This is a genomic window from Bradyrhizobium sp. UFLA05-153 (assembly GCF_054185185.1).
Genome location: NZ_JBBIAM010000039.1, coordinates 51,280 through 77,245, shown reverse-complemented (window position 1 = coordinate 77,245; position 25,966 = coordinate 51,280). Strand labels below are relative to the sequence as shown.

The following is a 25,966-nucleotide window of genomic DNA, read 5'->3' as shown; positions in this document are numbered from 1 at the left end:
CCGCTACGGCGCTATTTGAGGGCGCGCGTGCGGACGGCTTTGCTCTACCGAGCTACACCATCACGGGGGACACGACCTGCTGATTGGGTACGTAGACTTGAACCGGCTCACTCTTGCTCGGCGATCGGCCTTTACCTGGACTGACCCGGCGTCGCGCCGCGACTGTCGGAATGCTTCGAGGCTCAGCTCACGGACTGAGCACGGAAGTTGCGGTTAGCTAATTCGAGGACCAATTTTCGTCTCGCAGACGCGCTGTTCATATGGAAAAAACCGCCAAGCTATTGATATTGCTAAAGCGTAATTCTGCGTTCTCTTCCAAATGCGGCTTGAAATCGTTGAATAATCAAACTGATTTTGATTCCGCCATTCGGAGGTTCGATCCCTCCCGCCCCAGCCAGCACTTAAGCTGGTGAGTTCGTTATGCAAGCAGCTCGATCCCGCCAAATTTTTTGGGCGCGTTTGGAAATGGAGCTTCTACTGCTCGGTCCAGAAACGAACTATACGGCGTCGTGCATTACATCGACCATATTGGCTTATCTCCGTGGCTTCCAAAATATACCGCGGAAGCTACTCGGGCAGGTCTGTTACGCCCTCGTCGTAGAAAAGCGTATCACGGCGAACAAATCGGACAACCAGTCGAAATGATACACTTGTGCGCAATGGGCGCCGTGCTGCAGTTCGCCCAGCGGATAGCCTCGGGGGTTCGAGTCGCTCCCCCGTGCCACGATTTTGTACGCCAATCTACGATCTTCTACGATTTTGTATGCTTGACGGTAGCGCTTAAACCCTGTTGGCGCGAGATGCGTTGGACGTGAAGGGGCAATGAAGGCTCCGCGATCTGACCGTCTCTTCGACGCTGGCCATGGCGGGGCGTCCCGCCGGTCACAAAAGCGCCAGCACCCCCTAGCTGTTCGAAATGTCGAGAATCTCTGCACATCGCCCTGCTGTACCATCTACGCGCGCGGAGTACTGCTTCACCGATCCGTCAGAACTGTTCGCCACTCCTGCACATCATTGTGAGCCGGCGAACTGTAGATCAACGTAACGACGGCGCTGCCAGTGCGTAGAGGTTGTAAGGAAAGGCGCGTCTGCGCCCCAGCCAAAATCGGTATGGACCGGGAAGGAAAGAAGTGACCGATATGAAAGCATCTTTCAATGTCGCTGAAGACGGAGGCGGCTCTTATCGTCTGCTGGCTATCCTCCGCTGGGTCATGGTCATCATCTTTGTGTCGTTTGGCATGCAAAAATTCACGCTGCAGTCGGCACAGGGCATCGCTCAGTTCATTAGCAATAGTCCATTTATTTCGTGGCTATCGCTATTCGGCCTCAGGGGAGAAGCGTATTTCCTCGGTGTTGTCGAATTTGCCATTGCAGCGCTTCTCGCGGCTGGTGCTTTCAGCCCGATCTTGTCAGCCCTCGGTGCGCTGATGGGAGTGGTCACCTTTGCGATCACGTGGTCATTCTTCTTCACGACGCCGGGGGTCGTCATATGGAGCCTGTCGACTGACCCAATGGCCTGGAACTTGACTGGCGAGTTTCTATTCAAGGATATCGTCTTGCTTTCTGTCTGTGCCGTGTTGTTCTTGGCCTCATTGCCGCAGTCTCTTCGAAAATCACGGACTGCCTAGAACTTCCACGATGTTGCAAGCGCCGCTTGTCGGACTTGCACCGTCTCTCGCAGAGGACGCGCCTTTCGCACGGACGGGATTGTCGCGTCCCTCCTCGAGCCGAATATGTCGATCGCCACGGCACTGACTGTTTGTCGTTTGCCGCGCTTTGATTGGTCTTGCTCAAATCCGGCGCTGTATGCTGGACTCCATGCAAGTAGAATCCTAATTGTTGATGGCGATGGGTCAATTAGGGTGGCGATTTGAGACATGTCGCCGAGGAAACCGACATGCTCGATCAGCCATCGAAGGATACAGACGAATCTGCACCAGGTTGGCGATTTTTGAAATAGCCTGGATATGGCGATGCGGCCAGCGCCGGGCCGGGCAGAGGCAAGACGAGAAGCCGCACGCGGAAGGAGCCGGAGGAGCGCAAGCACCAGTTTGCGGTCTGGCATATCTTATCGTCGCTTGTCGGGTCCGTCTTCCCCGAAAGAAGGGAGATTCCAGATGAATGAGACACTCGCACGACTCGTGGTTCCAGCGGCCGAGGAGCGGGCCCGGCTGAAGGAGGGGGTACACATCGAACGCAGTCCTCGCCGGGTACGGACGTACTTTGGTGGCAAGCTGATCGCCGACAGCGAGCACGTTCTCCTCGTCTATGAAACGAAGCGGCCGCCGGCCTACTGGTTTCCGGTTACGGACGTCCGAATGGAGTATCTGGAGCAGTTGCAGCAACCGGCGGACACCATTCGCTGGCGCCTGGTCGTAAAGGATCGCATCGCTCACAACGCGGCCCGCGCTTACGTCAAATCGACTGCCGATCGAGCCGCACTGGAAGGTTACCTCACTTTTTACTGGAATGAGATGGATGCGTGGTTCGAGGAGGATGAGCAGGTCTTTGTTCATCCTCGAGATCCGTACACAAGAGTCGATACAGTTCACAGCTCGAGGCACGTGTGCGTGGAGATTGAAGGCGCGACACTGGCTGAATCTCGCCGGTCCATCCTCCTCTTCGAGACTGGGCTGCCGACCCGCTATTACATTCCGAAGCTGGACGTGCGCATGGATCTGCTCGAGCCCACCGACTCTGCCACGCGGTGCCCGTATAAAGGCTTGGCGTGCTACTGGTCAGCTCGCGTAGGCGACAAGCTCGTCAAGGATATCGTGTGGAGCTATCCAGCGCCAATTCCCGAGTGCCCGAAGATCGAAAACCTGCTCAGCTTCTACAACGAGCATGTCGACCTGTACGTCGATGGGGTGCCCCAAGATCGACCGATCACGCCGTTCTCTTAACGTCGAGATCAGAGTCCTGGGTGTCTTCGGTTCCTACCTCCCCTTGGGGAGGCGCCGACGTCGAGACCACATGGCAACGTCTTGCGTTGCTCGCGGCAGACGCCTCGTGGGGAGCGAGCGGACGGCTGGGCCGGCAGCGATTACGCGAAGGCCGTTGTTTCAGTTTCGTTGCCCGAACTCTTGCAGCAGGACGGCGATTACGGTCCCCTGTCTTCCGAATAAGCTGTTTCTCCAAGGAGACGAACGTCCAGCCCTAACTTCTCTGTTTCCGCATCCACGCGAATCGAAGTCACGCGGTCAATCCACCATAGCGCAGCATAGGTAAAGGCGAACGCCCAGGCCGCGGATGCAATGACGGCAATGCATTGCCAAAGAAAGAACCGAGTGCCACCCGACAGCAGGCCTGTCGCACCGTGCGGGTTCCAGCTCCTCGCCGCAAATACTCCAAGCAAAATGGCGCCAAGGGCCCCGCCGACACCGTGCACTCCCCACACGTCCAGCGCGTCATCCCACCCAGCAACCTTCTTGACCGCAACGGCGTAGTAGCAGACCAGTCCCGCCAGAACGCCGATCACCGGTGCGGTACCGAATGACACATACGCCGCAGCGGGGGTGATGGCCGCCAGACCTGCAACTGCACCAGTCAGTAGGCCGACAAAATTGGGCCGTCGGACGTTGGCCCACTCCAGAATAAGCCAAGTGAATCCAGCAAAAGCAGCTGCTAGTTGCGTGTTGACAAAGGATGAGGCGGTCACCCAATCGACGCCAATCTCCGATCCGGCATTGAAGCCAAACCAACCAAACCACAGCAACCCCGCACCGAGTGCCATCAACGGAACATTGTGAGGCGCATCGGTGCTGTCGCATCTGCGCCCTATGAATGTGACTGAGGCCAAAGCTCCAAACCCCGCTGTTGTGTGTACAACGATCCCGCCGGCAAAATCCAACACACCCATCTTTGCAAACAAACCGTCCGGGCTCCAGACCATGTGAACGAACGGAAAATAGACAAAGATCAGCCATGCGGTCAGAAAGAGCAAGTACGCACCGAAAGTTACCCGATTGGCAAATGCGCCGGTAATTAGGGCCGGGGCAATGATTGCGAACATCATCTGATATATGAAGTGCAGCGCGAGAGGAATCCCCGCGTCATTTCCGGCGTAGATCGTCTTCAAACTTATGCCGTTCAAAAACGCAAAATATGTAGGGTCACCGACTATTCCGTGCCACGTCGGTCCAAAACACATCGAATAACCAATGGCGAACCAGAGTATGGTCGTCCAACACAGTGACGCGAAGCTCTGAATCATAACCGTCAGCACGTTCTTCCTTGTAACGAGACCGCCGTAGAAAAATGCGAGACCGGGTGTCATCAGCATCACCAATGCCGAACACACAAGCATGAATGCTGTGTTTCCGATATTGAGATCGGGCGAGTCACTTACCATGATATGCACCTCGCAAGGACGATCGCGCAGCAACAAGCATTGGACGAAACGATTGTAATTGCCGGCTTAGGGCTCGGCGCGATCCGTGTGCGATGCCGTTAAGTTGCCTGTTTGGCGATCACGAAGTCTGTGAGATCTGCCGCCTCATTCGCGGTGAGTTCTGTCCAAAGGACGAGTAGCTTGCACCCGTTCTTGGTGGTGTGCGGGCCGTGTTCGCTGCCAGCTTTGAAGTGCAACGACGTGCCTGCTTGGTGCTGCTTGCCCTCGTTGGTGAAGTCGCCCTCAACCACATAGAGTGCTTCGGTCGTGCTTTTGTGGAGATGTGCCGGAATGACCGCGCCGGGCTTCATGGTGATGTGCAACATCACCGGCCCTAGCGTGTAGTTCGCATTGCGGACCGCCAGCGTGATGTCGCCCTCGCTCTGGAAGGGGAAACGATCCGTCTTGAGCTGACTGCCAACTACTTCTTGATCGACCATGATCCTGTCTCCTGCATCGAAGAGAGCCACACTAAGCGTAAGCAATCTGCAGTGCATCTCGCCGACCTTCAAGTCAGGTTCGCTACAATCCAGCAAGCTTGAAAAAGTGATCGCAAGCGGGGCGGTTCAATAGCGAGTGGCCACGATGTCCACCCTTGAGCTTACAGCGCACCCGTGAAGAAAAAATGGGATGGAAAACGAGAGCCAGCTGTCATGTCGTGCGAGCAAGCCTTCAAATTGGAGCACGACCGGAACAATCGCAGCAAGCGGCCCGAAGCGGTTGCGATCACTATCTGATACCAGCCGGAGCGAGAAAGATTGACCTCTGCGATACCATCTGAATGGGTGTATCCCGCATCCACAACGTGAATGGTGATCAGGCCGCGGCTTCCACGCAGGAGCAAGAAGGCCAAATCAACATGGCTCGCCAGCATCCGCCGCAGGGTTCCCATGGGACGCGGGTTTGGTTGCGGATTTCCTACGCTGGTCTCGCTTGCATCGACCGTTCCGTTCTTGCGCTTTCACCCGCCATCCGAAGAGTTCTCGGCTTGAGTCGGATTGCTGTCTTCGACTGTCGCGATGCAACGCTCGCTATTTTTGCTGTCACGCTGTCGACCTTTACAACTGCTTGTGCTCACGATCACGATCGCCGTGAGTTGAGCGGTTGGTATGAGAGCTTGCGTAGTGGAACGGGGCCTTGCTGCGATGGCAGTGATGCGAAGCGCGTAGACGATGCGGATTGGGATAGCAAGGATGGTCACTATCGCGTGCGCATCGACGGCGAGTGGGTCGATGTTCCGAGGGAAGCCATAGTGGACGGACCGAATCGCGCGGGTCGCACGGTGGTGTGGCCTTACTACAGGGATGGTCATCCGAAAGCGCGCTGCTTCATGCCGGGAAGCATGAGCTGACGCTTCGGCTGGACACTAGGCGATGTTTCAAAAATCAATCAGGCAAAAGATCGTCGGCATCGCCGCGGGGCTGATCATGCTTGCGGTGATCACATCCGTTCTGTCGATCGCTCTGACAAGTAGAGTCGGTCATTTGCTCGACGAAGTTACGAATAAATACATTCCCGCCTATGGCGATTTGGCGCGGGTAAACATTCGCTCGCTTGAGCGTAGCCTCGCGCTTCGGCGAATGATCATCGCGAAGATGCAGAGCCCGCAAGACGAAGCTGGCTATGCGGCGTCGTTGAGGACTTTCGAAGAAAAAGATCCCGATATTGACCGAGAAGCGTCCGCCGCGCATCGACTTATCGTCGCAATCATCAATGATGGAGGCACTCCGTCGGACGGCGTGGCCCTGGCGCGCATCGATGACCGCCTCGATATTGTCGTCAACGACCTTCGCCATCGCCTGAACGAACAAATTGCACTTCTACTTCCTCAACTTGATGCGGGCGATTTCGTCGAAGTCAGACGCACTCTATCGCGTGTCGACGCGCTCCGTGACGAGTTCAATCATAAGGTCAACGACATTCGCTCGGACATGCTGGAACAGGTGGTTGCGAGTGCCACAACAGTTATTCGCAACCAGCGCCGGGCCATAGTAATCTCGGCGATCGTAACCGCGGCCGCTTCAATGCTCGGATTTGTGTTCGCGGGACTCGTCGGCAGTGGAATCACCCGTCCCATCCTGCGACTGCTAGAGGGCACACGCGAGGTCGAAGCCGGCCGCCTCGATGGATCGATCAGCGTAACGACGCGGGACGAGATCGGGGAGCTCTCAGCAGCATTCAATCGCATGATCGAGACGTTGCGCCACAACGAGCGGATCAGAGAAACCTACGGCAGGTATATCGATCCGCGGATTGCTGAAGGATTGCTTGAGCAGTCAGCACTCGCGGCCACTGAAGGCCAGCGTCGTGTGATGACGGTCCTGTTTTGCGATATGAGGGGATTTACGACCCTGAGCGAAGGGGTCACGCCACAGGGATTGGTCAAGATCATGAACCTCTATTTTTCGACGATGTCCGAGCCGATCCACGCGCATAGAGGAATAATCGACAAATACATCGGCGACGCGATCATGGCCTATTGGGGACCTCCGTTTGTTGCCGAGGCAGACCAGACCGATTTCGCGTGCCTAGCGGCAATTGGCATGACCGGGCGCGTTGCGAAGCTGCGCATGGAATTGCCCGAACTCCTTGGTGTGCGCCGGATCCCAACGGAGTGCGATATTCGAATTGGGATCGCAACCGGCGAAGCGTTGGTTGGCAGTATCGGCTCGGAATTCAGGATGAGCTACACTGTGATGGGCGACACGGTCAATCTGGCGGCGCGCCTGGAACGCGCCAACAAGACCTATGGCAGTCGTTGTCTGATCTCGGAGGCAACTGCCCTGGCCTCTGGGGCGACGATTGAGGTTCGTGAGATTGATCGCCTGGTTGTGGTCGGTCAAACGAAGCCTCAGGTTGTCTTCGAAATCATGGGCCGGAGAGGGGAAATCACAACCGAACAGATGCAACTACGAACACACTACGCCGAGGGGCTGGCGGCTTATCGGGAAAGACGATGGGACGACGCCCTAAGTGCATTCACTGCTGCGCTCGAAGTAGTTCCGGGGGATCAGCCGTCGATCACATTCGCAAAGCGCATCAGCTGCCTGAAGCATAAGCCGCCTCCGGCCGATTGGGACGGTTCGTGGCATTTGGAGCACAAATAGATCGTGCTGCCGCGTTCGTGAATCGCGCGACTTACCAGGAGCTTGACCCTGATCGACCGCGCGTTCCTTCTCCGGAGCTGTGGCTTAGAGCCGATCATTTTTGCCGTTGTGGGCGAGTGGTTCGCGATGCGCCTCGTGCGGCGTGGGTGAGTTCGTTTTCCATGCTCAACCCCACTGTTAAAGAGGTGATTAGGTGCGCCGCCAGCAACTGCTTGGGGGATGCATGCGCGATCTTAGGACATTCCGGCCCTAGCCGCTTGCCGGGGATTGACCGCCGCGTCGCGATCTGACCTCCAAACCGGACATCGATCTGCACGTTCAAACGAGATATACTTATCCCAGAGTTAATCGGGAACCGGACCGATCAGCATTCGCCACCGGCGCGTGCGAGGCTGCAGCAAACCTTGCCTGCTCAGCCGGTTTAAAGGGGCGACGCTTCCTTACTCGCGTTAGCTGGCCCAACGGGCAGACATGGCGGTGAACTGCGGCAGCCCGTGGTGAGAATAGCGAGTCGTTTTGAGCGTCGTGCCGCGCATTCCGGCCGCTGCGAAGAGTCGCTCCGATGATGAACTCGGCTGTTATTATCCCAGAGGATCTGCCTTTCACCCTTGCGAACTTATCGCCCAGCCGGTCCCAGAGACGGCTTGCCCTTGCGGTCGTGCTCGCCTTGCTGGTCGCGTTTTTTATCACAGCTGGGCCGCTCGCGAACTTCCAGCCGGGGCGGATCGACGCCTTCGTCCCGGCCTATGGCACGGCGGTTTTCGTGAATGACTTGATCACCGCGGTCCTGCTGTTCTATCAGTTTGCCATCCTGCGCTCGCGCGCGCTGCTCGCGATCGCGAGTGGATATCTCTTCACGGCGCTGATCGTGATCCCGTGGTTGCTGACTTTTCCGGGCATCTTCGCGCCAGGTGGCCTGCTTGGCGCGGGGCTACAGAGCACGGATTGGCTTTTTAATCTGTGGCACGCCGGTTTTCCTACGTTCGTCATCGCATATACTCTCTTTAAGGATGCCGATCCAACCAAGGGGCTGTGGCGGGGTTCCGCGGGTGCGGCCATCCTTTCGAGTGTGGTCGTGACCGTGGCCGTCGTGTGCGCCGTGACAGTTCTTGTCACAGCGGGGCAAGCACACTTGCCCCGCACTGTGCTCGACCCGGTCCGTTTTTCTGCCCTCAAAGTTTATGTTGTCGGTTGTCTAATCCTGTGGAACGCACTCGCGCTCCTTTTGCTCTGGATCCGCCGGTGTTCGGTGCTCGATCTGTGGCTGATGGTGGTTGTTTGCGCGTATGTACTTGAGCTCTATACGGGTGTGTTGGGTCTGGCCCGGTTCAGCGCTGGTTGGTATGCTAGCCGGTTCTTAGGACTCGTGCCCAGCATTCTTGTGCTCTGTGTCCTGTTGCATGAGATAACGACGCTTTACGCGCAGCTGCTCCGCGCGGTCCTGGCGCAACGTCGCGAGCGTGAGGCGCGGCTGATGACCGGCGACGCGGTCTCGGCTTCAATTGCCCACGAAGTCAAACAGCCATTAACGTCGATCATCGCCAGTGCGAACGCGGGACTGAATTGGCTTGATCGTGTCGAGCCTAACCTCGATCGTGCCAGAGAAGCATTGCGGCGCGTCGTGACCGCCGGGCACCGAGCGGACGCCGTGATCGAAAATATTCGGGCGCACTTCAAGATTGGTGCACGAACCCGCACTTCCCTTAATATCGACGATGTCATCCGGGAAGCTCTGGCCGTTGTTCGCGACAAACTGCAGACATATCGGGTCACCGTTCATGCTCACCTTAACGAACGGCTGCCGCGGATAACAGGCGAACAGATTCAGCTCCAGCAAGTTCTGGTGAATTTGATTGCGAACGCAATAGATTCCATGGCCACGAAGAATGGGGAGCGGGTGCTATCCATAAGATCTGAAGTCCAGCACTCGAGATATGTGATGGTGTCGGTGGAAGACACCGGGAAGGGCCTCGAGCCCGACGCTGTGGATAGGATATTCAACCCAATGTTCACGACCAAAACGGACGGCATGGGCATCGGGCTGTCAATCTGCCGGTCCATTATCGAGGCGCATCAGGGGCAAATATGGGTGACCGCCGAAAAGGGTCGCGGCGCCACTTTTCACTTCACGGTGCCGGTAGATCTAAGCGGCCCATCCTGGTCGGACGCCGTGGGCAGCGTGAACCGAAACATGCTGCCGAAGGGATGATTGGGCGACGCCCACAATTTGCCTCCATGCGCTTTGATGATCGAGCGGCAAATGGCCAAGCCGACGCCCAAACCATTGGGCTTGGTCGTGAAGAAAGCTTCGAACAAACGCTCCAGTTCGCCGGCCGGCAGGCCAACGCCGACGTCTGCCACAGCGATCGTTATAGTCCCCGATGGGTCAGCTTCCGTGCGCAACGAAAGAAGCCGCGGCCGGTCATCCACCGTTGCCATGGCCTCCATCCCGTTCATCATCAGGTTCATTATGACCTGCTGCAATTGGATTCGATCACCGAAAACCGAGCGCAGGGAAGCGGCAAGGTCGACCTTGAGAACCACGCGTTGTCGGCGAATCTCGCTGCTCAACAGTGCCACCGTGTCCCTGATCGCATCGTTGACGTCGAGCGGCACCCGCGTCGGCGTGGATTTCCTCGTCATCTGGCGAATACTCTCCATCACGCCGCTCGCGCGATGGGCATATCCGGCGATTTGCGCCGCCGCGGCGGTGGCCTTGCCAATATCGGGAGGGGCGTGCGCCAGCCACGATCCGCAGGCGCCAGCTCTCGCAGCGATAGCCGTCAGCGGCTGGCGAACTTCGTGCGCAATCAAACTGGTCAGTTCGCCGATCGCAGTGAGCCGCGAAGCATGTGCAAGATCCGATTGGGCGGACTGTAACGCCTCCTGAGCACGTCGGTAGTCGGTCAAATCGATCGTTGTACCGACATAGCTCTTGAGCTTCCCGAAACTGTCCATGGAGGGTCGGCCGACGACATTCAAATGCCGCACTCCGTCCGAACGGATCAGGCGATACTCGCAGGTGAATGCATCACCATTGCGGATCGCCGATTGTACCTTGCGGCGAAGGGCAGTGCGGTCCTCCGGATGGACCATGCGAAAGACGCGCCCGATCGTCGGCGCTTTTCCGGTATCGGGATCGACGCCGAAAATCCGATAGTGCTCGTCGGACCAAAGCAGCTTGCCGGTTTGTGAGTCCCAGCTCCAACTTCCGGTGTGGCTGATGCTCTGCCCCTCCGCCAGGAATGCTTCGCTGCGCCGCAGGTCAGCATAGAGCCGAGCGTTCTCGAGTGAAATCGCGACCTGTGCAGCAAGGAGGTCGAGCACCTCTGCCCGCTGAGGCGTAAATGCCCCGACTGCGGCGTGGCTCTCGAGGTACAGAACGCCGACCAGCTTTGCCTGCGTGACTATCGGTAGGCAATGCAGCGAGATGTGGCACCTTTGCAGCAAGTAAGGATCTGCAGACAGCAAGCTCCTGTTTGCTGGCTCGGCGGAATTGAGGCTCGTTCGTGTCCTGACGACATAGTTCAATACCGATTGAGAGAATTCGAGGTCACGACGACCCGCTTCGTACACTGTAACATCGATACCGTTCGCTCCAACATGAGCCTCCGCGATGGCCTCCGGAATGTCGTTCCCCATCAGGAACAGGATGCCGCGTTCGGCAGTGGCGTGCTCGATCACAACCTGCATCACGGTGCGGATCAGCGTGTTAAGCTCGATTTCTCCGGAAAGCGCGCGAGAGGCCCTGAACAATGCGTTGACGTCAAGCTGTTGCAGCGGCACCTCCGAGGCACCTGGCAGGATGCGAACTGGATCGGAAGCTGGCAGATGAGGATTAGAGCGTTCGAGCTGCCGTACCTTGGCGTCAGCACCCCACCGCTGGTAGCAATCGCGTGCATTCGCCAGGTAGGAGAGAACGACTGTTCGAATGCCGCGCGCCTCGTAGAACCGCGCCGCACACTCTGCGGCAATCGCCTCGATCTGCACGAACTCGGCTTCCCGGGCCAATCGGATCGCCTCCTCGTACAGCCGCTCCGCCTCCAGTTCGCGGCCTTCAATGCGCGCGATCTCCGCCGCAAGCAGCGTCAATCGATTGGCGAAGTTTGCCGGAGCGTGAGCGCACCGGATGGTGAGCTCGCGGTAATGGTGATTCAGGCTATTGACATGCATCTCACGCTGTTCGGGCGGCGCTGCATCGTAGGCGGCAGCGTGAGCAAGCGCGGTGTAGAAGCGGTATTCTGCCACTTCCACATAGGCCCGTATGCTCCGAAAGAATGTCTCTCCCCGCTCGGCGACTACAAGCGCGGCATCATGGAGTCCAGCGAACACGTTGAGCTGGATTTCCGCAACAGCGTGAAGGCAGGCGTTTTGCAGCGATCCGCCTATCAAGGCGTGTGGCGCCGTCGGATGGGGCACCTCGAAGTCATCGCTGTGTTCTATCAAGGTGAGCGCAAAAGTCCTGTAGACCGACAACAATGCTCTAATCAGCTCGAAGCCCCAGGCTCGGGCGAATGCCAGCCCTTGTTCGATATCCTTGCAGACATCCCGCAACGGATCGCCGCAGAAGAGACGCGCCGATACATGTGCAGCATGCGAGTAGCCTACCCAGCTCAGGTCTCCGGTCGCGAGCCCAGTTTCCAGACTTCGCCGTATGAATGGTAGTCCGGATCGGATCGGCCGAACCCACGGCGTCACATATTGGCCGAATACCATTTGCGTCCGTCCGCTCAGCCTCAATTGCGGCCAGCGGTCGGCGAGAGAGACGCCAAATTGCGCCAGACGCAATCCGAGATCCGCGTCTCGGTAGCGGATGCTGAAGACGCTGAATGCGCAGGTCAACGGATAGCAGGAGTTCTCTGAGATGCCGTGTTGCAGCGTCAGTCGTACCGCTGCCAGAATCACGATGTTGGACAAGTTCAGATCGGTGAGGAGGGCGGGCGTAACAAGGTCGGCAAAAACCGCCATCGTTGCATGATGGTCGGGATCGGTCATGGGTGCCAATGCGAGAAGATGGTCGTCCGACAGCTTCTCGGCCAGCCTTCGCAGGCGATGGCCCTCTTCGTCCACTTCGCCGTCGGTAGGATGAGCGTGCCAGTCGATTCCGACCTGGCGCAGAAATTCGAGGCAGACAGCGATGCTGCGGTCAGGCTGCCCGCGCACGGTGTACAGGTTTGCCCGAAGCCTAGTGACCGTCGTGCTCGCTTGAACGTTCAGGCAATTCTGGGACAGCACCAACAACTGCGCTTCCGCGACGTCCAGATGTCCGACCAGGAATTCGCACTCGGCGCGGAGCAGAGCGACTCCGAAGGCAGTCGCGCTGAAACTTGGATGTGCTTTCTCCCCGAGCAGTTCCCGCGCAACCTCCAGATAGGCGAGAGCGGCACTGTAAGCTGCCGCTGATCGGGCGCGCCGGCCCGCAGAAAGATTGATGGCAATGATCTGATCCCGTTCGACCTGGCTCGTAACAGCAGTGACGCCGCGGTTCAGCTGGTTGGCAATGACATAAAGCTTCTCGCTCGTTTCATCCGGCGTTGCTTGTCTCGCCAGCGCCATGCCAATGCGAAGATGCAGGGCGGGCTTGCCTTCGGCCGGCCCCAGCCGATAGGCGGCCTCCTGAACCCGATCATGCGCGAAAGCGTAATACCCACCTTTGCGTACGACAAGGCCGGCTTGAAGGGCTGGACGCAGGCTCGCGATGACCTCTTGCGCAGGGCGGTCGGATGCAACGGCGAGCCCCTCAACTTCGGCGGAACTCCCGAGCGATGCGAGATCCAGTAGGACTTGCCGCGTGGTTGTCGTCAGCAGGTTCAACTTGGCCGCCATCAGATCGGCGACGCTGTCCGTGAGGCCCTTCGCCCGAACGCGGGCGATGTCCCAGTGCCAGGCACCCGCATGCGGATCATACGCGAGCAAGCCTTCGTCATTCAGTGTCCTGAGGAATTGAGTTGCAAAGAAAGGGTTGCCGCCGGTCTTGGTGTGAACCAGCTTTGCTAATGGTCGGGCTTCGGCGCGCCCGCATTCGAGTGTCTCGGCGATCAGTACCGCGATATCGAGCGAACTTAGGGGCTGAAGCGCGATCTCCTCGACGGGTATGCCCGCGGTGCAAATCGTGTCGAGCTGCGAGATGAGCGGATGAGAGGGGCTGACTTCATTGGTGCGGTAAGCTCCAATCAGCATCAGATTCGATACATCCCGCCGAGCGACAAGATCGCCGATCAGGTCGATCGTTGCCACGTCCAGCCATTGCAAGTCATCAACGAAGAGGACCAAGGGGCGACCCGGGCGGGCAAAGGCCCCAACGAGCCGCCGGAAGACAATGCGGAGGCGGTTCAACCGATCCTGGGGCGTCAGATGCTCGACCGGAAGCTGCCGACCAAGGACAAGCTCGAACGCGGGAATGAGCTCTGTCACAAGATAACCGCTCGGTCCGACAGCCTCCGCCAGCGTTCGCCGGCAGGCCGCAACCTCCTCGTCATCATAGGTAAGAATCTGACGCAGCAGCGATGCAAAGGCTTGGTTGAGCGCCGCATACGGGACGTCCCGCGCTTGCAGATCGAATTTGCCAGTCGCGATCAAGGCGTCCGTCGGCGCCAGACCGGCTTGGAACTCTGCGACAAGTGATGATTTTCCGACCCCGGAAGACCCGGAAATTAGTGCGACGACGGTTTGTCCCGTTGCTGCGACGCGATCGAATGCCGATCGCAGAGCCGCGATCTCGTCCGCACGGCCGTAGAGGGTACGTGGAATCTGGAGGGCGGTGACTACATCGCGTTTCCCGAGGGCGAAATGATGAACCCCTCGGCGGGCTTTCCACTCCGCCAGGCATTCCTCGAGGTCAGCCGCTAGCCCCTCGGCAGACTGATAGCGGTCCGCCGGTTCCTTCGACAGAAGCTTGAGTACGATGGCGGATATCTGCTCGGGCAGATTCGGCATTCGTTCGCCGGGCGAGGGAGGCGCGCGGACAATGTGGCAGTGTATCCACTCCTCCGGCGTGGATGCGGAAAACGGCAAGGTGCCGGTGAACAGTTCATAAAGCGTGACGCCAAGTGCATAGAGATCGCTGCGGCCATCGATCGGGCGGTTCATTCGGCCGGTCTGCTCTGGCGCGATATAGGGCAGCGTTCCGGCAATCACACCGGCCGCCACGCTTTGGTGCGTTTGATGAATGGCGTTGCCGAACCCCGTCAGGCGCATGCCGTCTCGTTCGGAGACCAGGATGTTTCCGGGCTTGATGTCTCGGTGCAGCAGTCTTTGGCGGTGCAGCCTGCCCACTGTGTCGGCCAGCCCGACCGCCAAGCGAAGTCGAGCATCAAGCTGAAGCCCGTTCTCGATGAGCTTGGTCAGCGGTTCGCCGCCAGGGTCCTCGAGCACCAGCATCATGTTTTCCTTATGCGGGACCAACTCAATCGGAAGCACCGCCCAGGCCGGGTCAAGATCGGCGGCCAAGGCATATTCATTTTCAAGCTTCTCGAGGCTGCGTATCGACGGCCGTCGCGGTACCAATGCAAGCAGGGAACGCGCTCCGCGTGCCTGATGGGCCCGATATAGGATGAACGTGTCGTCTGCCCGCAGGCGTTCGACCGTGCATTTCGTGAGGTCGATCATTGATCGGGCTCCCTTCCTTGCGGATCGGGGGAGGGATAGCGCTTCGGCAATCGGGCCAAGGTTAGGGCTCGACAGGACAATTCCATCTGCCGGAGTCCGGCCGGCCGCTCGGCTGGGAAACGGCCTTTTGTTCACCCTGGTCGGTCAGCGTAACCCCTTGAAGATTATCTTACCACAGTCGTCATCGGTACGGCGGTTGGATGATCGCCGTAGTGTCTACGGAAGATGGTCGAAGCTGACCGTCGGGCTGGAACATGACTCGCCGAAAGCGAAACACGCCGCTCCTGCCAACCGCTCACGTCGACAAATCTCAATCCGGTTTTTGTCTCTTAATGGACTTCCTTCGACAGCCCCTGCTTTAATTGGCTCACAGCAATATTCGGACGTGCCATCAAACCGGTTACACCTAGGAGAAAATTTCGATAAAGGAAGCCCACCGGTTGACGAGAACGATCGGACGTTACCTGTAGTGGAAAAGTCACCACGACAAATCCCATCGGAAAGCGGCAGTCCCGCGGGCAAGGAATTTTTTTGCGCGCTTGTAACGAAACCAGCCCGATCTACGAATTGATTACAGCGGACGGTCTGCTGGAGCGCTTAACCAGGTGAAAGGTGCGCCAGTCAGGTTACCATATCAAAACGAGAGCGCAGATGGAAATAAGATCGGAACCCAACTTGCCGGCCGCTCCACTGATCGTCTTCGACGTCAATGAGACGCTTCTCGATCTTCAAACAATGGAGCCAATCTTTGAGCGCATTTTTGGCGACAAGAGAGACATGCGCCTCTGGTTCGCTAACGTCATCATGTATTCCCTGGCTCTGACCGTGGCCGGCTCGTACGTGCCGTTCACGGATATTGGCTCTGCTGTAATGAGGATGCTGGCGGATGCGCAAGGAATCAAGATTGATGATGCGGACAAAAAAGAGCTTGAGCAAAATTTTCAACAATGCCGCCTTATGCGGAGGTCCCAGCCGCGCTACGGAAACTGCGCATTGCAGGTTTCCGGCTGTTCACGTTGACAAACAATCGAGTCGAAGTTCAAACCCGCCAGCTCGAGTATGGCGGCATTGCCAGCTTCTTTGAGACAGTGTGGATAGCGTCAAGCAATATAAGCCGTCACCGCTGACATATGCTTACGTCTCGAAAGAGCTTGGGGTCGACCCTTCCCAGCTCTGTCTTATCGCCTGCCATACTTGGGATACGCTTGGCGCGGTAGCGGCCGGTTGGGAGGCTGCGCTGGTCAAGCGCGTCGGCAATCATGCTCTGGGAGTCGGTCCTCAACCGCAGATCGTTGGCGACGACCTGAACCACGTAGCCGACCAACTTATCGCGCGATACATATGGCAGAGTTAATCAGCAAGACACTCGGCTGAAAGCCCCAGCGGGGAGGACCCTATTCCGGGACACCTGAGGGTGCTCATGGTGCTGAAATTATAATATGGTGATTGGCCGCTCCGACGTTGAAATGACATTCGTTCTGAACGCCCTGATAGGCCGCTAGAGAGTTTTAACCGCCGCGCTTTCATGCGAGCTTCGCTAAGTGTGGCCTATGTGATTATAATTGCATGTACTGCAGCTATAGTACCATGCTCGAGATAGCCAACACGGAGCGATGAAGCGATCCGCACGTACGAGACGACTTGCCGGGAGGCGGGGGACACATCCACCAGCGTCGTCCCGCTCTAAGCTGGAAGAGCAGGTAACCGAACTCGTTGCGCAGCAGGCGGCGATATCGGAAGTCCTCCGCGCCATTGCCAACTCCCCAAATGATCTGCAGCCCATATTCGACGCTATCCTGGACAGTGCCACGCGGCTCTGCAGAGGTGACCTTGGCAGCTTGCGTCTCTTCGAGAAAGACGGCTTCCGTCTCGTTGCGATCAGAGGAAACCTCGACCTCCTCAAGCGGTGGAAGATACCCGAGCTCGCGGATTACAGCAGCTATGTTAGTAGCTTGGCTGCAAGCAGGCGACCAAGCCACGTCCCCGACCTTGCTGAACTCGAGACCTATCATCGGGGTGAGCCTCACATTCGGGGCATGGTCGACCTGATTGGCGTTCGAACCATGCTAGTCGTGCCGATGTTCAAGGATGATGAGCTCATCGGAACCATCAATCTGGGGCGGACGGGAGTGCGGCCGTACACCGACAATCAGATTGCCTTGTTCACCGACTTCGCCGCGCAGGCGTCTATTGTCTTGGAGAGCACCCGTCGCGAGCGCCAGTATCGAGAGGTGCAGAATGAGCTCGCACATGCGAATCGCGTTGCCATCCTTGGACAGCTCACCGCGTCGATTGCCCACGAACTTAAGCAGCCATTGACCGCAGTTGTGGCTAGCGGAGACGCTGGCTTGCGATGGCTTGCTAGGCAGCCGCCTGGCCTCGAAGAGGCAAAGCGTTCCATCGAGAGGGCCGTCGAAGGGGCCCTACGTGGCGGCGATATCATAAGGGGCCTACAAGGCCTCACCAAGAAGCAGACGTCACGGAAGGAGCCCTTGGATATCAATGGGGCGGTTCAAGAAGTGGTTGTGCTGACCCATGGCGAGGCCGTCAAGCACGGAGTGTCAATGAGTACTCGGCTCGAGCCCTCTTTGCCTCGTGTCCAAGGAGATCGCCTCCAATTGCAGCAGGTCATACTAAACCTGATCGTAAACGCTATTCAGGCGATGAGCGGCATAGATGTCGGTTGCCGCGAGTTACAAATCAGTACTGAAAATGCCTCGGGTGAAGGGGTGCGCATCAGTGTTCGCGATACTGGCTCGGGGTTGTCTCCAGAGACCCTCCTGCGAGTCTTTGAACCCTTCTACACGACAAGGGCCGACGGGATGGGAATGGGTTTGGCGATCTGTCGTTCGATCATCGAAGCGCATGGAGGCCGCTTGTGGGCGACCGGGTGCGAGCCGAACGGGGCCCTGTTTCAGTTTATGATTCCTGCTGGTTAAGACGCGATCCCCCACAATGCTGGGTTGTCGGTGCGTCCACGGCCGGGACGTCTGGGACGATTGAGGTGAAGGCGAAAAAGCAGCCCAACCGCCAATGATGATCGGAGACTTCGATCGCTTGGCTTCGTCAATTAAAGACGAATTCCTATTGGGTCGCTTCTCGCTGGGCAATCTCCGTCAAAGGCACTCGTTCGGCAGCAGCCGCGCGCAGAATATCCCGCTTGAGCAGATAGACTGACGCAGCAAGCAGCACGATGTCCTTCATCAGAAAGAGGAACGGTAGCGTTGCGGCGGGAAAGCCTCCGGCAGGTGCCGCCCAGGCGTCCGGGAAGAACGGGATTATCGTGACCGTTGCCACGTAGGTCGCGCACGAACCTAACGAACCGAACGTGGCGAACTTCTTGTTCCAAAAACCTAGGAGCAGAAGTGTGGCGATCAGCCACTCTGCGCTGCCAAGAAAGAAAGCGGCCCCGCGTATGCCAAAGACGGGGTAGAGCCAAAAGATCAATGGCCCGTGACTGATGAACGGGATCAAAGCATGCGCCTCATAGTCGAACCATTTCTGACAGCCGAAAACGAAGAAAACGATGATCATCGTCGCGCGCGTGAAGTGATAATCAAAATCACTTTGGACGATATCGAGCTTTGACATTTTCGCTATAAGTGCGTCCATTCAGGTGCTCCAATCGCGCTGTAAGATCTGATGAGCAGCTACAACGCAGGCTCACTTTTGATGCTGCGAACGCTGGTGATGGTGTTCACACTACGAAGCATTAACAGAGCCTTCAGAGAGGCGCTCCGTGTCCGTTATCGCGAGTTTCTCATTCTTGCGCAGTTTCAATGCGCGCTCATCGACGCACGAGACGCGACCCGATCCCGACCTTCTCAGATTCGGCGGGATTCATTAGGATCGACAAAAGTGCAGGTTGGAGGCTCTTCTCGCTCGCCTGCGAAATTTAGGTGTCTGCCCTCCCTCGAAGACCCATACCAAGGTATGGCTCGAGGTATCACTACTGAGAGATTGTAGGTGTAAACCGCCGATCGCATGGTGTCGACGATGCGTGCGCGCCGTCACTCGAGGTGCACAACTGGTCGACGTCGGTCTTGCTTTTGTTGTTTCGCTCACCAACGACGCTAGTCGAATCGACGTCACCGAGATCGCCTTCCACAGTTGCTTGAACCACAAGTACGGGGATCGCAACCAGGGTCATCCCCATGAATACGCTTATCAACGCCACGGCGAATCCGAGTATCGGTATCTTGCGCAGGTCCGGGTTGCTAGCGACGGACCTCGACTATCACATCGTTCGCGGCTCGATGGTGATCATGTTTTTCTTCTTCGGTTATCAGAAGTGGTGGGCGTATGAGGCTGATCGCCTTGTGCCGTTTATCAGCAACGGCCCGCTGATCAGCTGGCTTTATCCAGTCTTCGGACACCAAGGAGCCAGTTGGTTCCTGGGCGTCTGCGAGTGGACCTTCGGCGCCTTACTGTTCGCAGGATTTTGGCAGAAGCGGCTAGGCATTCTCGGTGCTGTCGGCTCGACCGCGACTTTTATCGCGACCGTCACCATCATTCCCTTCATGCCGGATGGCTGGGACGCTGCGGCCGGTGGATTTCCGGCGATGACGGGCAATATCCCCTTCCTGATGAAGGACGTCGTCCTGCTCGCCGTGTCGCTCTATCTCTTGAAGCAGGACGTGGCTCGTGTCGCCAATAAGAATTCGCGGTCCGACAAGAGTTGCTCGGACCTACCGGAAGAGGCCGCAGCAAGGTAGCGGCGGGGACCGTGCTGCCTTGCAGCCCGCTTTGCTTTGACGGTGAGGTTCCATGCGTTCGCCGGCTGCCAGACGATCGCCGAGTTCAAGCAGAGCAGCCGACGCGTGCGCGAAAGCCGGTATTCACGCGCTGAACTGGTCGTTTGATCACGCCTGCCGTCCTGTCATGGACAATCGCGATGTCCTAACTTTCAAGCGCGTGGCGGCGGCTTTGCGATCGCAGTCGGCCGATCGGTTCGGAGCGTGCAAAGATGGTAACTTGTGAAATCGGGAAATTCCGGTTACATATCCGGCGTAAGTTGGCGGGTCGCTTCGGCCCGGTGACGCTCGTTCTAAAAAGGTTGCTGCCATCCGCCGCGCAAGGAGGCGTCAATGGGTGGAAGAAACCAAGAGGCATGGCACGGCATTCGCATTCGTTCTCCCGCTCTGCAAACTGATTCAGATGTCAGGAGGCAATTGAGAATGCCGTCTTCGGGTTGTGTTCATGTCGTCGACGACGACGAGACGGTTCTTGAGTCTCTTGGCGACCTGCTCCGGTCTTTGGGCTATCAGGTCGCTTTATACGGATCTGCCTCGGATTTCCTCAAAGCCGAATTGCCTGATGCACCTTCGTGTTTGGTGCTAGACGTCAGGTTGCCGGGCACGAGCGGCTTGGAGCTGCAGGAGTATCTCGCAAGCATGAACGTGAGGCTGCCGGTCATTTTGATGACCGGCTTCGGCGACATTCCAATGACCGTGAGAGCCATGAAGTTGGGAGCGGTAGATTTCCTCACCAAACCCATACGGTATCAAGATTTGCTGCATGCGGTCGCAGCTGCGATCCGAATGGACGAGGGCCGACGTCAGGATATCGCAGAGACTGCTCAGCTCCGGGAGAAGTATGCGCGCTTGACCGCTCGTGAGCGGCAAGTGATGGCGCTGGTCACGTCAGGGCTCATGAACAAGCAAGTTGCGAGTGAGCTTTCAATCAGCGAGGTCACCGTCAAAATGCATCGCGGCAGCGTCATGCGGAAATTAGGAGCCAAATCCGTGGCGATGCTTACACGGATGGCAGAGGCGCTCGACCTGGATCGATGAGACCGGCGGCCCAATCTCAGAACTGAGCTCGCCTACCGAAGGTCATGGCGCCCTCTGAGCGGAAAAGCTTACTGAGGGCACGCCCCCAGCAAAGTTGATATGAATGCTGGAGAGATGCCAGGCACTCACGCACTAGCCCGCGGCTAAAGCGACGCTGGCAATAATCCGAACCGCTGCTCTCCTCACTGGTGAAATCCAGACGGAACTCGCCTATGGGGAACTTTCACCACCGGCGCGACAACGGTTCCCTTTACATATAAACTGGGTAACTGGTGGTGAGCTCGCAGGCTGCCGGGGGGCAGGATCGTCGAGGATGGAATGTGGGTGGACGTAGAAACCCTCGGGAACCCGGTGCTCATGTCGGTCAGAAGGTCTCGCCTCCGCGAATCGATGGCTACATCTGGAAATCGTCGCTAAAGCAGGGATTCTTATGCATGCACGCACATTCTGGCGCGCTCAGCATGAGAGGCGAGGATACCACCAAGCCGACAAGTCTCCATTGATGTGTCAGCGTGCGGTATGCGCATGATGGCACACCAAGGGCGCCGGGCGCCTTCTTCGCCACTCGGGGTAACGCTATGAGGCTCGGGAGCGAAACGCATCAGCTACAGCTGATCGCCGAAGCGTTTCAGATAATCTCGAAAGAGGTTAGCTACCAAGGTTTGGCCAAGGCTCTCCTTAGACAAGCCCTTGGCTATTCTGGGGCCGCTAGGGGTGGCATTCTGCTTAGCGAAGGAGGTGAATTACTCGCCAAGGCGGACGCAAGCTTTCCTCGCGAAAGAGCCAAGTTCTTCGTATCGCATCCTCTCGCTACCGAACTCCGATTGCCGGCGGACCTCAGCGAAAGGGTCCTTAGCCGGCAAGAAACCGTCATAAGGCAAGCGACACGGAAAGATTCGGCGCTCATCAATCCCGAGGAGCCGCCGCCTCGAAACATAACCCAATTGTGCTTGCCCCTGGTTCATCAGGAGTGGACGATTGGCGTCCTCTATCTCGAATCAGGGCGAGACGAGCAGATCTTTACGCCAAGGTGCGTCTGGGTGATGTCCATGCTTGCTTCGCAGGCAGCCGTCTCCTTCGAATCCGTACGGCTTTTTGAGGCCCTACGTGAGACCAACATGTGGATGGTCAAGGGTCAGCAGATCGGCCGCATGGGCAGCTATCGGTGGAACACGCGGACCCTACTCTCTCGAGCCTCGCGCGAATGCTACCGCATGTTCGATATCGACCTCGAAATTAATCCGGTGCCGTTCGAGGTCTTCAAAAGCCGCGTTCATCCTAATGACTATCCTGCCTTGGAAGAGGCGCTTACGAAGGCGGTCAGTACCAAGTCCCCTTTCAGTCACGAATACAGAGTTGTTCATAGAGACGGCACGATGCTGCACGTCGTCGCCGTCGGACAATTCGACCTTGGGCCAAGCGGCGATGTCGAATTGGAAGGAATTATCTCCGACATCACCGACCGAAAGGCCGCGGAACAGGCACTTACGGATACGCGGAATGAGCTTGCGCGAGCCGTACGCCTCGCATCAGTTGGCGAACTCGCAGGCTCCATTATTCACGAGATCAATCAGCCTTTGACTGGAATCATCATGAGTGCAGAGGCCTGCCTCCGATGGCTCGAGCGAAATCCCGTCGAACCGGATGAGGCCCGCAAGTCCGCCATGCGCATCATCGAACAAGGTCGCCGCGCGACGGATGTAATCACTGGCCTGAGGTCATTGGTACGGGATGCGCCGCTAAATTTCGCCAACATTGACATCAACGAAGCAATTGAAGAGGTCCTTCGGTTGTCAAAGAGAGAGCTTGAACGCGCCAGCGTCACGCTCCGTACTGACTTTGACAGATCATTGCCAAATATCGAGGCGGACCGAGTTCAACTTCAGCAGGTCGTCCTCAACCTCGTCCGCAATGCAGTTGAAGCGATGTCTGGCGTTGAGGGAAGGAGCCGTGTTCTGACTGCCTCGTCAAGAGGGACAAACGATCATGTCTCCGTAACAATCACAGACACTGGCCAAGGCATTGATCCCGCGAATAGAGATCGCCTATTCGATGCGCTGTACACCACAAAGGGAAGTGGTCTCGGCCTGGGTCTTTCGATCTGCCGCAAGATTGTAAACGTCCATGGAGGGCGTCTATGGGTGGAAGAAACCAAGAGGCATGGCACGACTTTCGCTTTCGTTCTCCCGCTCTGCAAATCAAGTCGGATGTCAAGAAGCAAACAGTAATGCTGTCTTCGGTCTGTGTTCACGTCGTCGACGCCGTCATGCCGGTTCTGGAGTCCCTTGGGACTTGCTTCGGTCTATGGGCTATCAAGTCGCCTTATACGGATCTGCCTCGGATTTCCTCAAAGTCGAGTTACCTAACGTACCAGCATATCTGGTGTTAGACGTCAGGTTGCCGGGCACGAGCGGCCTGGAGCTACAAGGGCATCTCGAAAGCATCAACGCTAGGCTCCCCGTCGTCTGATGACCGGCTTTGGTGACATTCCAATGACCGTGAGAGCCTTGAAGTAGGGTGCGGTAGATTTCCTCACCAAACCCATAAGGGGTCAAAATCTGCTTGATGCGGTCACGTCTCGGCTCATGAACAAGCAAGTGGCCAGTTAGCTTTCAATCAGCGAAATCACAGTCAAAATGCATCGCGGCAGCCTCATGCAGAAATTGGAGGCAAAATCCGTCGGACGCTTACCCAGATAGCTGAGGCGCTCGATCTGGAGAGGTGATGGCGGCTCCCACCGCGGCCTCCGGCGACTTTAGAACAGAACCAGCCTATCGCAGAAGATCCCATACCAACGTATGGACCTAGGTATCACAATCGAGAGATTGTGGACGTAGGTGACCGACAGCATGGTGCCGAGGCGCATTGCGCTGCCATTCGGCACTGGGTGGATTTGTTCTCGGAGTATGATCGCAATGGCAACGTGCGCGTCCAATTCAAGTGAAGGCAGAGTGATGCCCCGGGAGGGTATCGATGATGTTTCTGCCGGCATGACACAGATTGGGCCGAGAGCTGATGTGGACGTGCTGAAATCGCTCGAGGACATCGCACATCATTCGACCGTAAAGATAACTCCTGCCGAGCCCGTTAAGCGTCTCGGTATGGGCTGGCATTGGTGGTTTTCGGAAAGCGTCCATGTTCCGATCGGCAGCAAAATTGAGGTTTGCTTCCAGGGACCAACCCATCTCCTCGCATTGTACAACGAGGGTATGCGGAAGAGTGGTGAAACGTCCATCGATGGTCTACGTTCGCAGCTTCGAAGTTTTGTCCATAAACTCACTTTCGTGCCTGCCGGATGCGCCTATCGTGAACGGCATGAAGCTAGCGCATGCATTCGAGTGACGTTTCTCTATCTGAATCCTGCGGCCCTTCAGAAAACAGGCAGCGGCGGAGCTGGTTTCCTGCCAAGATTGTACTTTGAGGACTCTCTTGTCTGGGAAACGGCATCGAAGTTGAAGAACGCGATTGAGAGCGGCCAAACCAAATATACTCCTTACCTGGAGGCGCTTTCTGGCGTGCTTGCCCATGAACTAGTTCGCGTCGACCAGGAGTTAGTCGGTGAGCAGGCCGTGAGTCGTGGAGGGCTCGCCAGCTGGCAAAAGCGCGCAGTCGTTGACTACATTGAAGAGCATCTGGCGGAACAGGTGTGCCTTCTGACACTCGCCGAACTTGCTCGACTCAGCCTGCATCACTTTTGCCGAGCATTCAAACAATCGTTCGGGATTCCAGCGCATCAATACCAAGTGCGGCGGCGCATGGAGGTCGCGAAGCTGCTTTTGGCGGATCGAAAGACGTCAATCACGGAGATTGCGCTTAGCTTGGGCTATGCCCAAACCAGCTCGTTCAGCACCGCGTTTCGGAAAACAACCGGCTGGACACCTACGGTATATCGCAGGGAGTTCGAATGAGCCGAGCCACATCCACGTAACCGGACCATGAGACCCACCTATGTCGAAGATCCAATATCGCAAGGCGAACGTCGAAGGGTTCAACGTATTCTACCGCGAGGCCGGCCGAGCGACCGCACCGGCGTTGCTGTTACTTCACGGATTTCCTTCCGCCGGCCATATGTTTCGCGCGCTGATCCCGGCACTCTCTGACCGTTTCCGCGTGGTAGCACCAGACCTGCCCGGGTTTGGTCAGTCGGACATGCCGTCTCACGACAAGTTTGCTTACACTTTTGGCAGACTAACCGAGGTCATCGAGCGCTTTACCGAGGTCATCGGCCTCGCCCGCTTTGCGATCTACGTCTTTGACTATGGCGCGCCGATCGGCTTTCGAATGACTGTTCGGCATCCTGAGCGCATTGCCGCAATCATCTCACAGAACGGAAATGCCTATGAGGAGGGACTAAGCGACGGCTGGAATCCAATCCGTGCCTATTGGGAGGACCCGTCGGCGGCGAACCGTGCGGCCCTCAGATCCTTCCTCTCACCGGCGACTACGATCTGGCAGTACACCCACGGCGTCGCCGACACGTCCATGGTGTCTCCGGACGGGTATTCGCTGGATAACTTCTACCTGGCGCGTCCAGGCGCCGATGAAGTCCAGCTCGACCTCTTTCGCGACTATAAAAACAACGTGGCCACCTATCCGGAATTCCAGGCCTATTTCCGCAAACACAAGCCACCGTTCTTGGCGGCTTGGGGCAAGAACGATCCCTTCTTCCTACCGCGGGGCGCAGAGGCGTTCATGCGCGACATTCCAGCAGCAGAGGTGCACTTCTTCGAGACTGGTCATTTTGCGCTCGAGACCCATTGCGAAGAGATCGCCGCCGTCATGCGTGAGTTCCTCTCGCGCTACAGGTGAGAATCCGCGGGGTCGCCTTTCAAGTAATCCACTCCTGAAGGAAATCTGATCCGGCCGAGCGGCACGCAAAATGGTCGTTCAACGCGGGTGCTCGGGTGGTTGCGACGTTTCGTAACCGCGAGCGCTTTGCTTTGGGAGCCAAACCCTGCGAAATCGAGCGGCATGATTTGTCGGAACATATCCCGGAGGCGAAGGAGATTGGGTAGATTCGAGCGCTGTCATTCATTCCCAACACGGCCTTCCCTCGTCAAGATATGGCC

18 protein-coding genes are annotated in these 25,966 nt (G+C 57.4%); 14 read left to right on the top strand and 4 right to left on the bottom strand.

The window, feature by feature from the left end:
- Positions 1-1,139: 1,139 nt before the first annotated feature.
- Together Q2941_RS23330 and Q2941_RS23325 are read left to right on the top strand one after the other, a co-directional pair.
- The gene (locus tag Q2941_RS23330) at positions 1,140-1,628 is read left to right on the top strand and encodes a YkgB family protein (protein ID WP_458193855.1); all 489 of its coding nucleotides are present in this window, start codon (positions 1,140-1,142) and stop codon (positions 1,626-1,628) included.
- Positions 1,629-2,117: 489 nt separating this feature from the next.
- Positions 2,118-2,903 (top strand): DUF427 domain-containing protein, encoded by a 786-nt coding sequence (locus tag Q2941_RS23325; protein ID WP_458193853.1) that lies wholly within the window; start codon positions 2,118-2,120, stop codon positions 2,901-2,903.
- 197 nt (positions 2,904-3,100) lie between these two features.
- Here the strand turns inward: Q2941_RS23325 and Q2941_RS23320 are convergent, their stop codons facing one another.
- Positions 3,101-4,351: an ammonium transporter gene (locus tag Q2941_RS23320; RefSeq protein WP_458193852.1), complete on the bottom strand. Its 1,251-nt coding sequence runs from the start codon at positions 4,349-4,351 to the stop codon at positions 3,101-3,103.
- 98 nt (positions 4,352-4,449) lie between these two features.
- Positions 4,450-4,830: a cupin domain-containing protein gene (locus tag Q2941_RS23315; protein ID WP_458193851.1), complete on the bottom strand. Its 381-nt coding sequence runs from the start codon at positions 4,828-4,830 to the stop codon at positions 4,450-4,452.
- A gap of 608 nt (positions 4,831-5,438) precedes the next feature.
- Between Q2941_RS23315 and Q2941_RS23310 the strand changes: the two genes are divergently transcribed.
- The 3 genes from Q2941_RS23310 (at position 5,439) to Q2941_RS23300 (ending at position 9,706) form a co-directional block, all read left to right on the top strand.
- Positions 5,439-5,741, top strand: coding sequence for a hypothetical protein (locus Q2941_RS23310; protein ID WP_051390073.1), 303 nt, complete (start codon positions 5,439-5,441; stop codon positions 5,739-5,741).
- 22 nt (positions 5,742-5,763) lie between these two features.
- Positions 5,764-7,497 (top strand): adenylate/guanylate cyclase domain-containing protein, encoded by a 1,734-nt coding sequence (locus Q2941_RS23305; protein WP_458193850.1) that lies wholly within the window; start codon positions 5,764-5,766, stop codon positions 7,495-7,497.
- Positions 7,498-8,059: 562 nt separating this feature from the next.
- Entirely contained in the window at positions 8,060-9,706 is a 1,647-nt protein-coding gene (locus tag Q2941_RS23300) for an MASE4 domain-containing protein (RefSeq protein WP_458193849.1), read from the top strand.
- On the opposite strand, the gene Q2941_RS23295 is transcribed toward Q2941_RS23300, so the two are convergent.
- Positions 9,619-15,105, bottom strand: a complete 5,487-nt coding sequence (locus Q2941_RS23295; RefSeq protein ID WP_458193848.1) for an AAA family ATPase — start codon at positions 15,103-15,105, stop codon at positions 9,619-9,621. The two genes, Q2941_RS23300 and Q2941_RS23295, sit on opposite strands and share 88 nt — an antisense overlap.
- 651 nt (positions 15,106-15,756) lie before the next feature.
- On the opposite strand from Q2941_RS23295, the gene Q2941_RS23290 reads away from it, so the two are divergent.
- The 3 genes from Q2941_RS23290 (at position 15,757) to Q2941_RS23280 (ending at position 18,044) form a co-directional block, all read left to right on the top strand.
- Positions 15,757-16,125 (top strand): HAD family hydrolase, encoded by a 369-nt coding sequence (locus Q2941_RS23290; RefSeq protein WP_198031882.1) that lies wholly within the window; start codon positions 15,757-15,759, stop codon positions 16,123-16,125.
- Positions 16,126-16,195: 70 nt separating this feature from the next.
- Positions 16,196-16,459: an HAD hydrolase-like protein gene (locus tag Q2941_RS23285; protein ID WP_198031881.1), complete on the top strand. Its 264-nt coding sequence runs from the start codon at positions 16,196-16,198 to the stop codon at positions 16,457-16,459.
- A gap of 259 nt (positions 16,460-16,718) precedes the next feature.
- Complete coding sequence (locus tag Q2941_RS23280; RefSeq protein WP_458193847.1) at positions 16,719-18,044, top strand: ATP-binding protein; 1,326 nt, start codon at positions 16,719-16,721, stop codon at positions 18,042-18,044.
- Between the two features lie 145 nt (positions 18,045-18,189).
- Here the strand turns inward: Q2941_RS23280 and Q2941_RS23275 are convergent, their stop codons facing one another.
- Positions 18,190-18,717, bottom strand: coding sequence for a YkgB family protein (locus Q2941_RS23275; RefSeq protein ID WP_027526697.1), 528 nt, complete (start codon positions 18,715-18,717; stop codon positions 18,190-18,192).
- A 542-nt stretch (positions 18,718-19,259) separates the two neighbouring features.
- Between Q2941_RS23275 and Q2941_RS23270 the strand changes: the two genes are divergently transcribed.
- The 6 genes from Q2941_RS23270 to Q2941_RS23245 all read left to right on the top strand — a co-directional run bounded on the left by Q2941_RS23270 (position 19,260) and on the right by Q2941_RS23245 (position 25,706).
- On the top strand, positions 19,260-19,820 hold the full coding sequence (locus Q2941_RS23270) for a YkgB family protein (protein WP_051390067.1): 561 nt from the start codon (positions 19,260-19,262) through the stop codon (positions 19,818-19,820).
- A 462-nt stretch (positions 19,821-20,282) separates the two neighbouring features.
- Positions 20,283-20,897 carry a response regulator transcription factor gene (locus Q2941_RS23265; RefSeq protein WP_051390066.1) on the top strand — a complete coding sequence of 205 codons (615 nt, stop codon included), beginning with the start codon at positions 20,283-20,285 and terminating at the stop codon, positions 20,895-20,897.
- A gap of 578 nt (positions 20,898-21,475) precedes the next feature.
- A complete protein-coding gene (locus tag Q2941_RS23260; RefSeq protein WP_027526695.1) occupies positions 21,476-23,125 on the top strand; it encodes an ATP-binding protein in 1,650 nt (549 codons plus the stop codon).
- A 408-nt stretch (positions 23,126-23,533) separates the two neighbouring features.
- Positions 23,534-23,596 (top strand): hypothetical protein, encoded by a 63-nt coding sequence (locus tag Q2941_RS23255; protein ID WP_371260539.1) that lies wholly within the window; start codon positions 23,534-23,536, stop codon positions 23,594-23,596.
- Between the two features lie 255 nt (positions 23,597-23,851).
- Positions 23,852-24,805, top strand: a complete 954-nt coding sequence (locus Q2941_RS23250; protein WP_458193846.1) for a helix-turn-helix transcriptional regulator — start codon at positions 23,852-23,854, stop codon at positions 24,803-24,805.
- A 40-nt stretch (positions 24,806-24,845) separates the two neighbouring features.
- Positions 24,846-25,706: an alpha/beta fold hydrolase gene (locus Q2941_RS23245; RefSeq protein WP_027526693.1), complete on the top strand. Its 861-nt coding sequence runs from the start codon at positions 24,846-24,848 to the stop codon at positions 25,704-25,706.
- Positions 25,707-25,966: the final 260 nt, after the last annotated feature.

What these genes read in the sequence shown, in the direction of transcription:
- Q2941_RS23280 (WP_458193847.1), top strand. Translation starts at nt 16,719, where the DNA reads ATGAAGCGATCCGCACGTACGAGACGACTTGCCGGGAGGCGGGGGACA.
- Q2941_RS23305 (WP_458193850.1), top strand. Translation starts at nt 5,764, where the DNA reads ATGTTTCAAAAATCAATCAGGCAAAAGATCGTCGGCATCGCCGCGGGG.
- Q2941_RS23325 (WP_458193853.1), top strand. Translation starts at nt 2,118, where the DNA reads ATGAATGAGACACTCGCACGACTCGTGGTTCCAGCGGCCGAGGAGCGG.
- Q2941_RS23290 (WP_198031882.1), top strand. Translation starts at nt 15,757, where the DNA reads ATGGAAATAAGATCGGAACCCAACTTGCCGGCCGCTCCACTGATCGTC.
- Q2941_RS23315 (WP_458193851.1), bottom strand. Translation starts at nt 4,830, where the DNA reads ATGGTCGATCAAGAAGTAGTTGGCAGTCAGCTCAAGACGGATCGTTTC.
- Q2941_RS23295 (WP_458193848.1), bottom strand. Translation starts at nt 15,105, where the DNA reads ATGATCGACCTCACGAAATGCACGGTCGAACGCCTGCGGGCAGACGAC.
- Q2941_RS23265 (WP_051390066.1), top strand. Translation starts at nt 20,283, where the DNA reads ATGCCGTCTTCGGGTTGTGTTCATGTCGTCGACGACGACGAGACGGTT.
- Q2941_RS23275 (WP_027526697.1), bottom strand. Translation starts at nt 18,717, where the DNA reads ATGGACGCACTTATAGCGAAAATGTCAAAGCTCGATATCGTCCAAAGT.
- Q2941_RS23270 (WP_051390067.1), top strand. Translation starts at nt 19,260, where the DNA reads ATGAATACGCTTATCAACGCCACGGCGAATCCGAGTATCGGTATCTTG.
- Q2941_RS23250 (WP_458193846.1), top strand. Translation starts at nt 23,852, where the DNA reads ATGCCCCGGGAGGGTATCGATGATGTTTCTGCCGGCATGACACAGATT.
- Q2941_RS23300 (WP_458193849.1), top strand. Translation starts at nt 8,060, where the DNA reads ATGATGAACTCGGCTGTTATTATCCCAGAGGATCTGCCTTTCACCCTT.
- Q2941_RS23260 (WP_027526695.1), top strand. Translation starts at nt 21,476, where the DNA reads ATGAGGCTCGGGAGCGAAACGCATCAGCTACAGCTGATCGCCGAAGCG.
- Q2941_RS23320 (WP_458193852.1), bottom strand. Translation starts at nt 4,351, where the DNA reads ATGGTAAGTGACTCGCCCGATCTCAATATCGGAAACACAGCATTCATG.
- Q2941_RS23330 (WP_458193855.1), top strand. Translation starts at nt 1,140, where the DNA reads ATGAAAGCATCTTTCAATGTCGCTGAAGACGGAGGCGGCTCTTATCGT.
- Q2941_RS23245 (WP_027526693.1), top strand. Translation starts at nt 24,846, where the DNA reads ATGTCGAAGATCCAATATCGCAAGGCGAACGTCGAAGGGTTCAACGTA.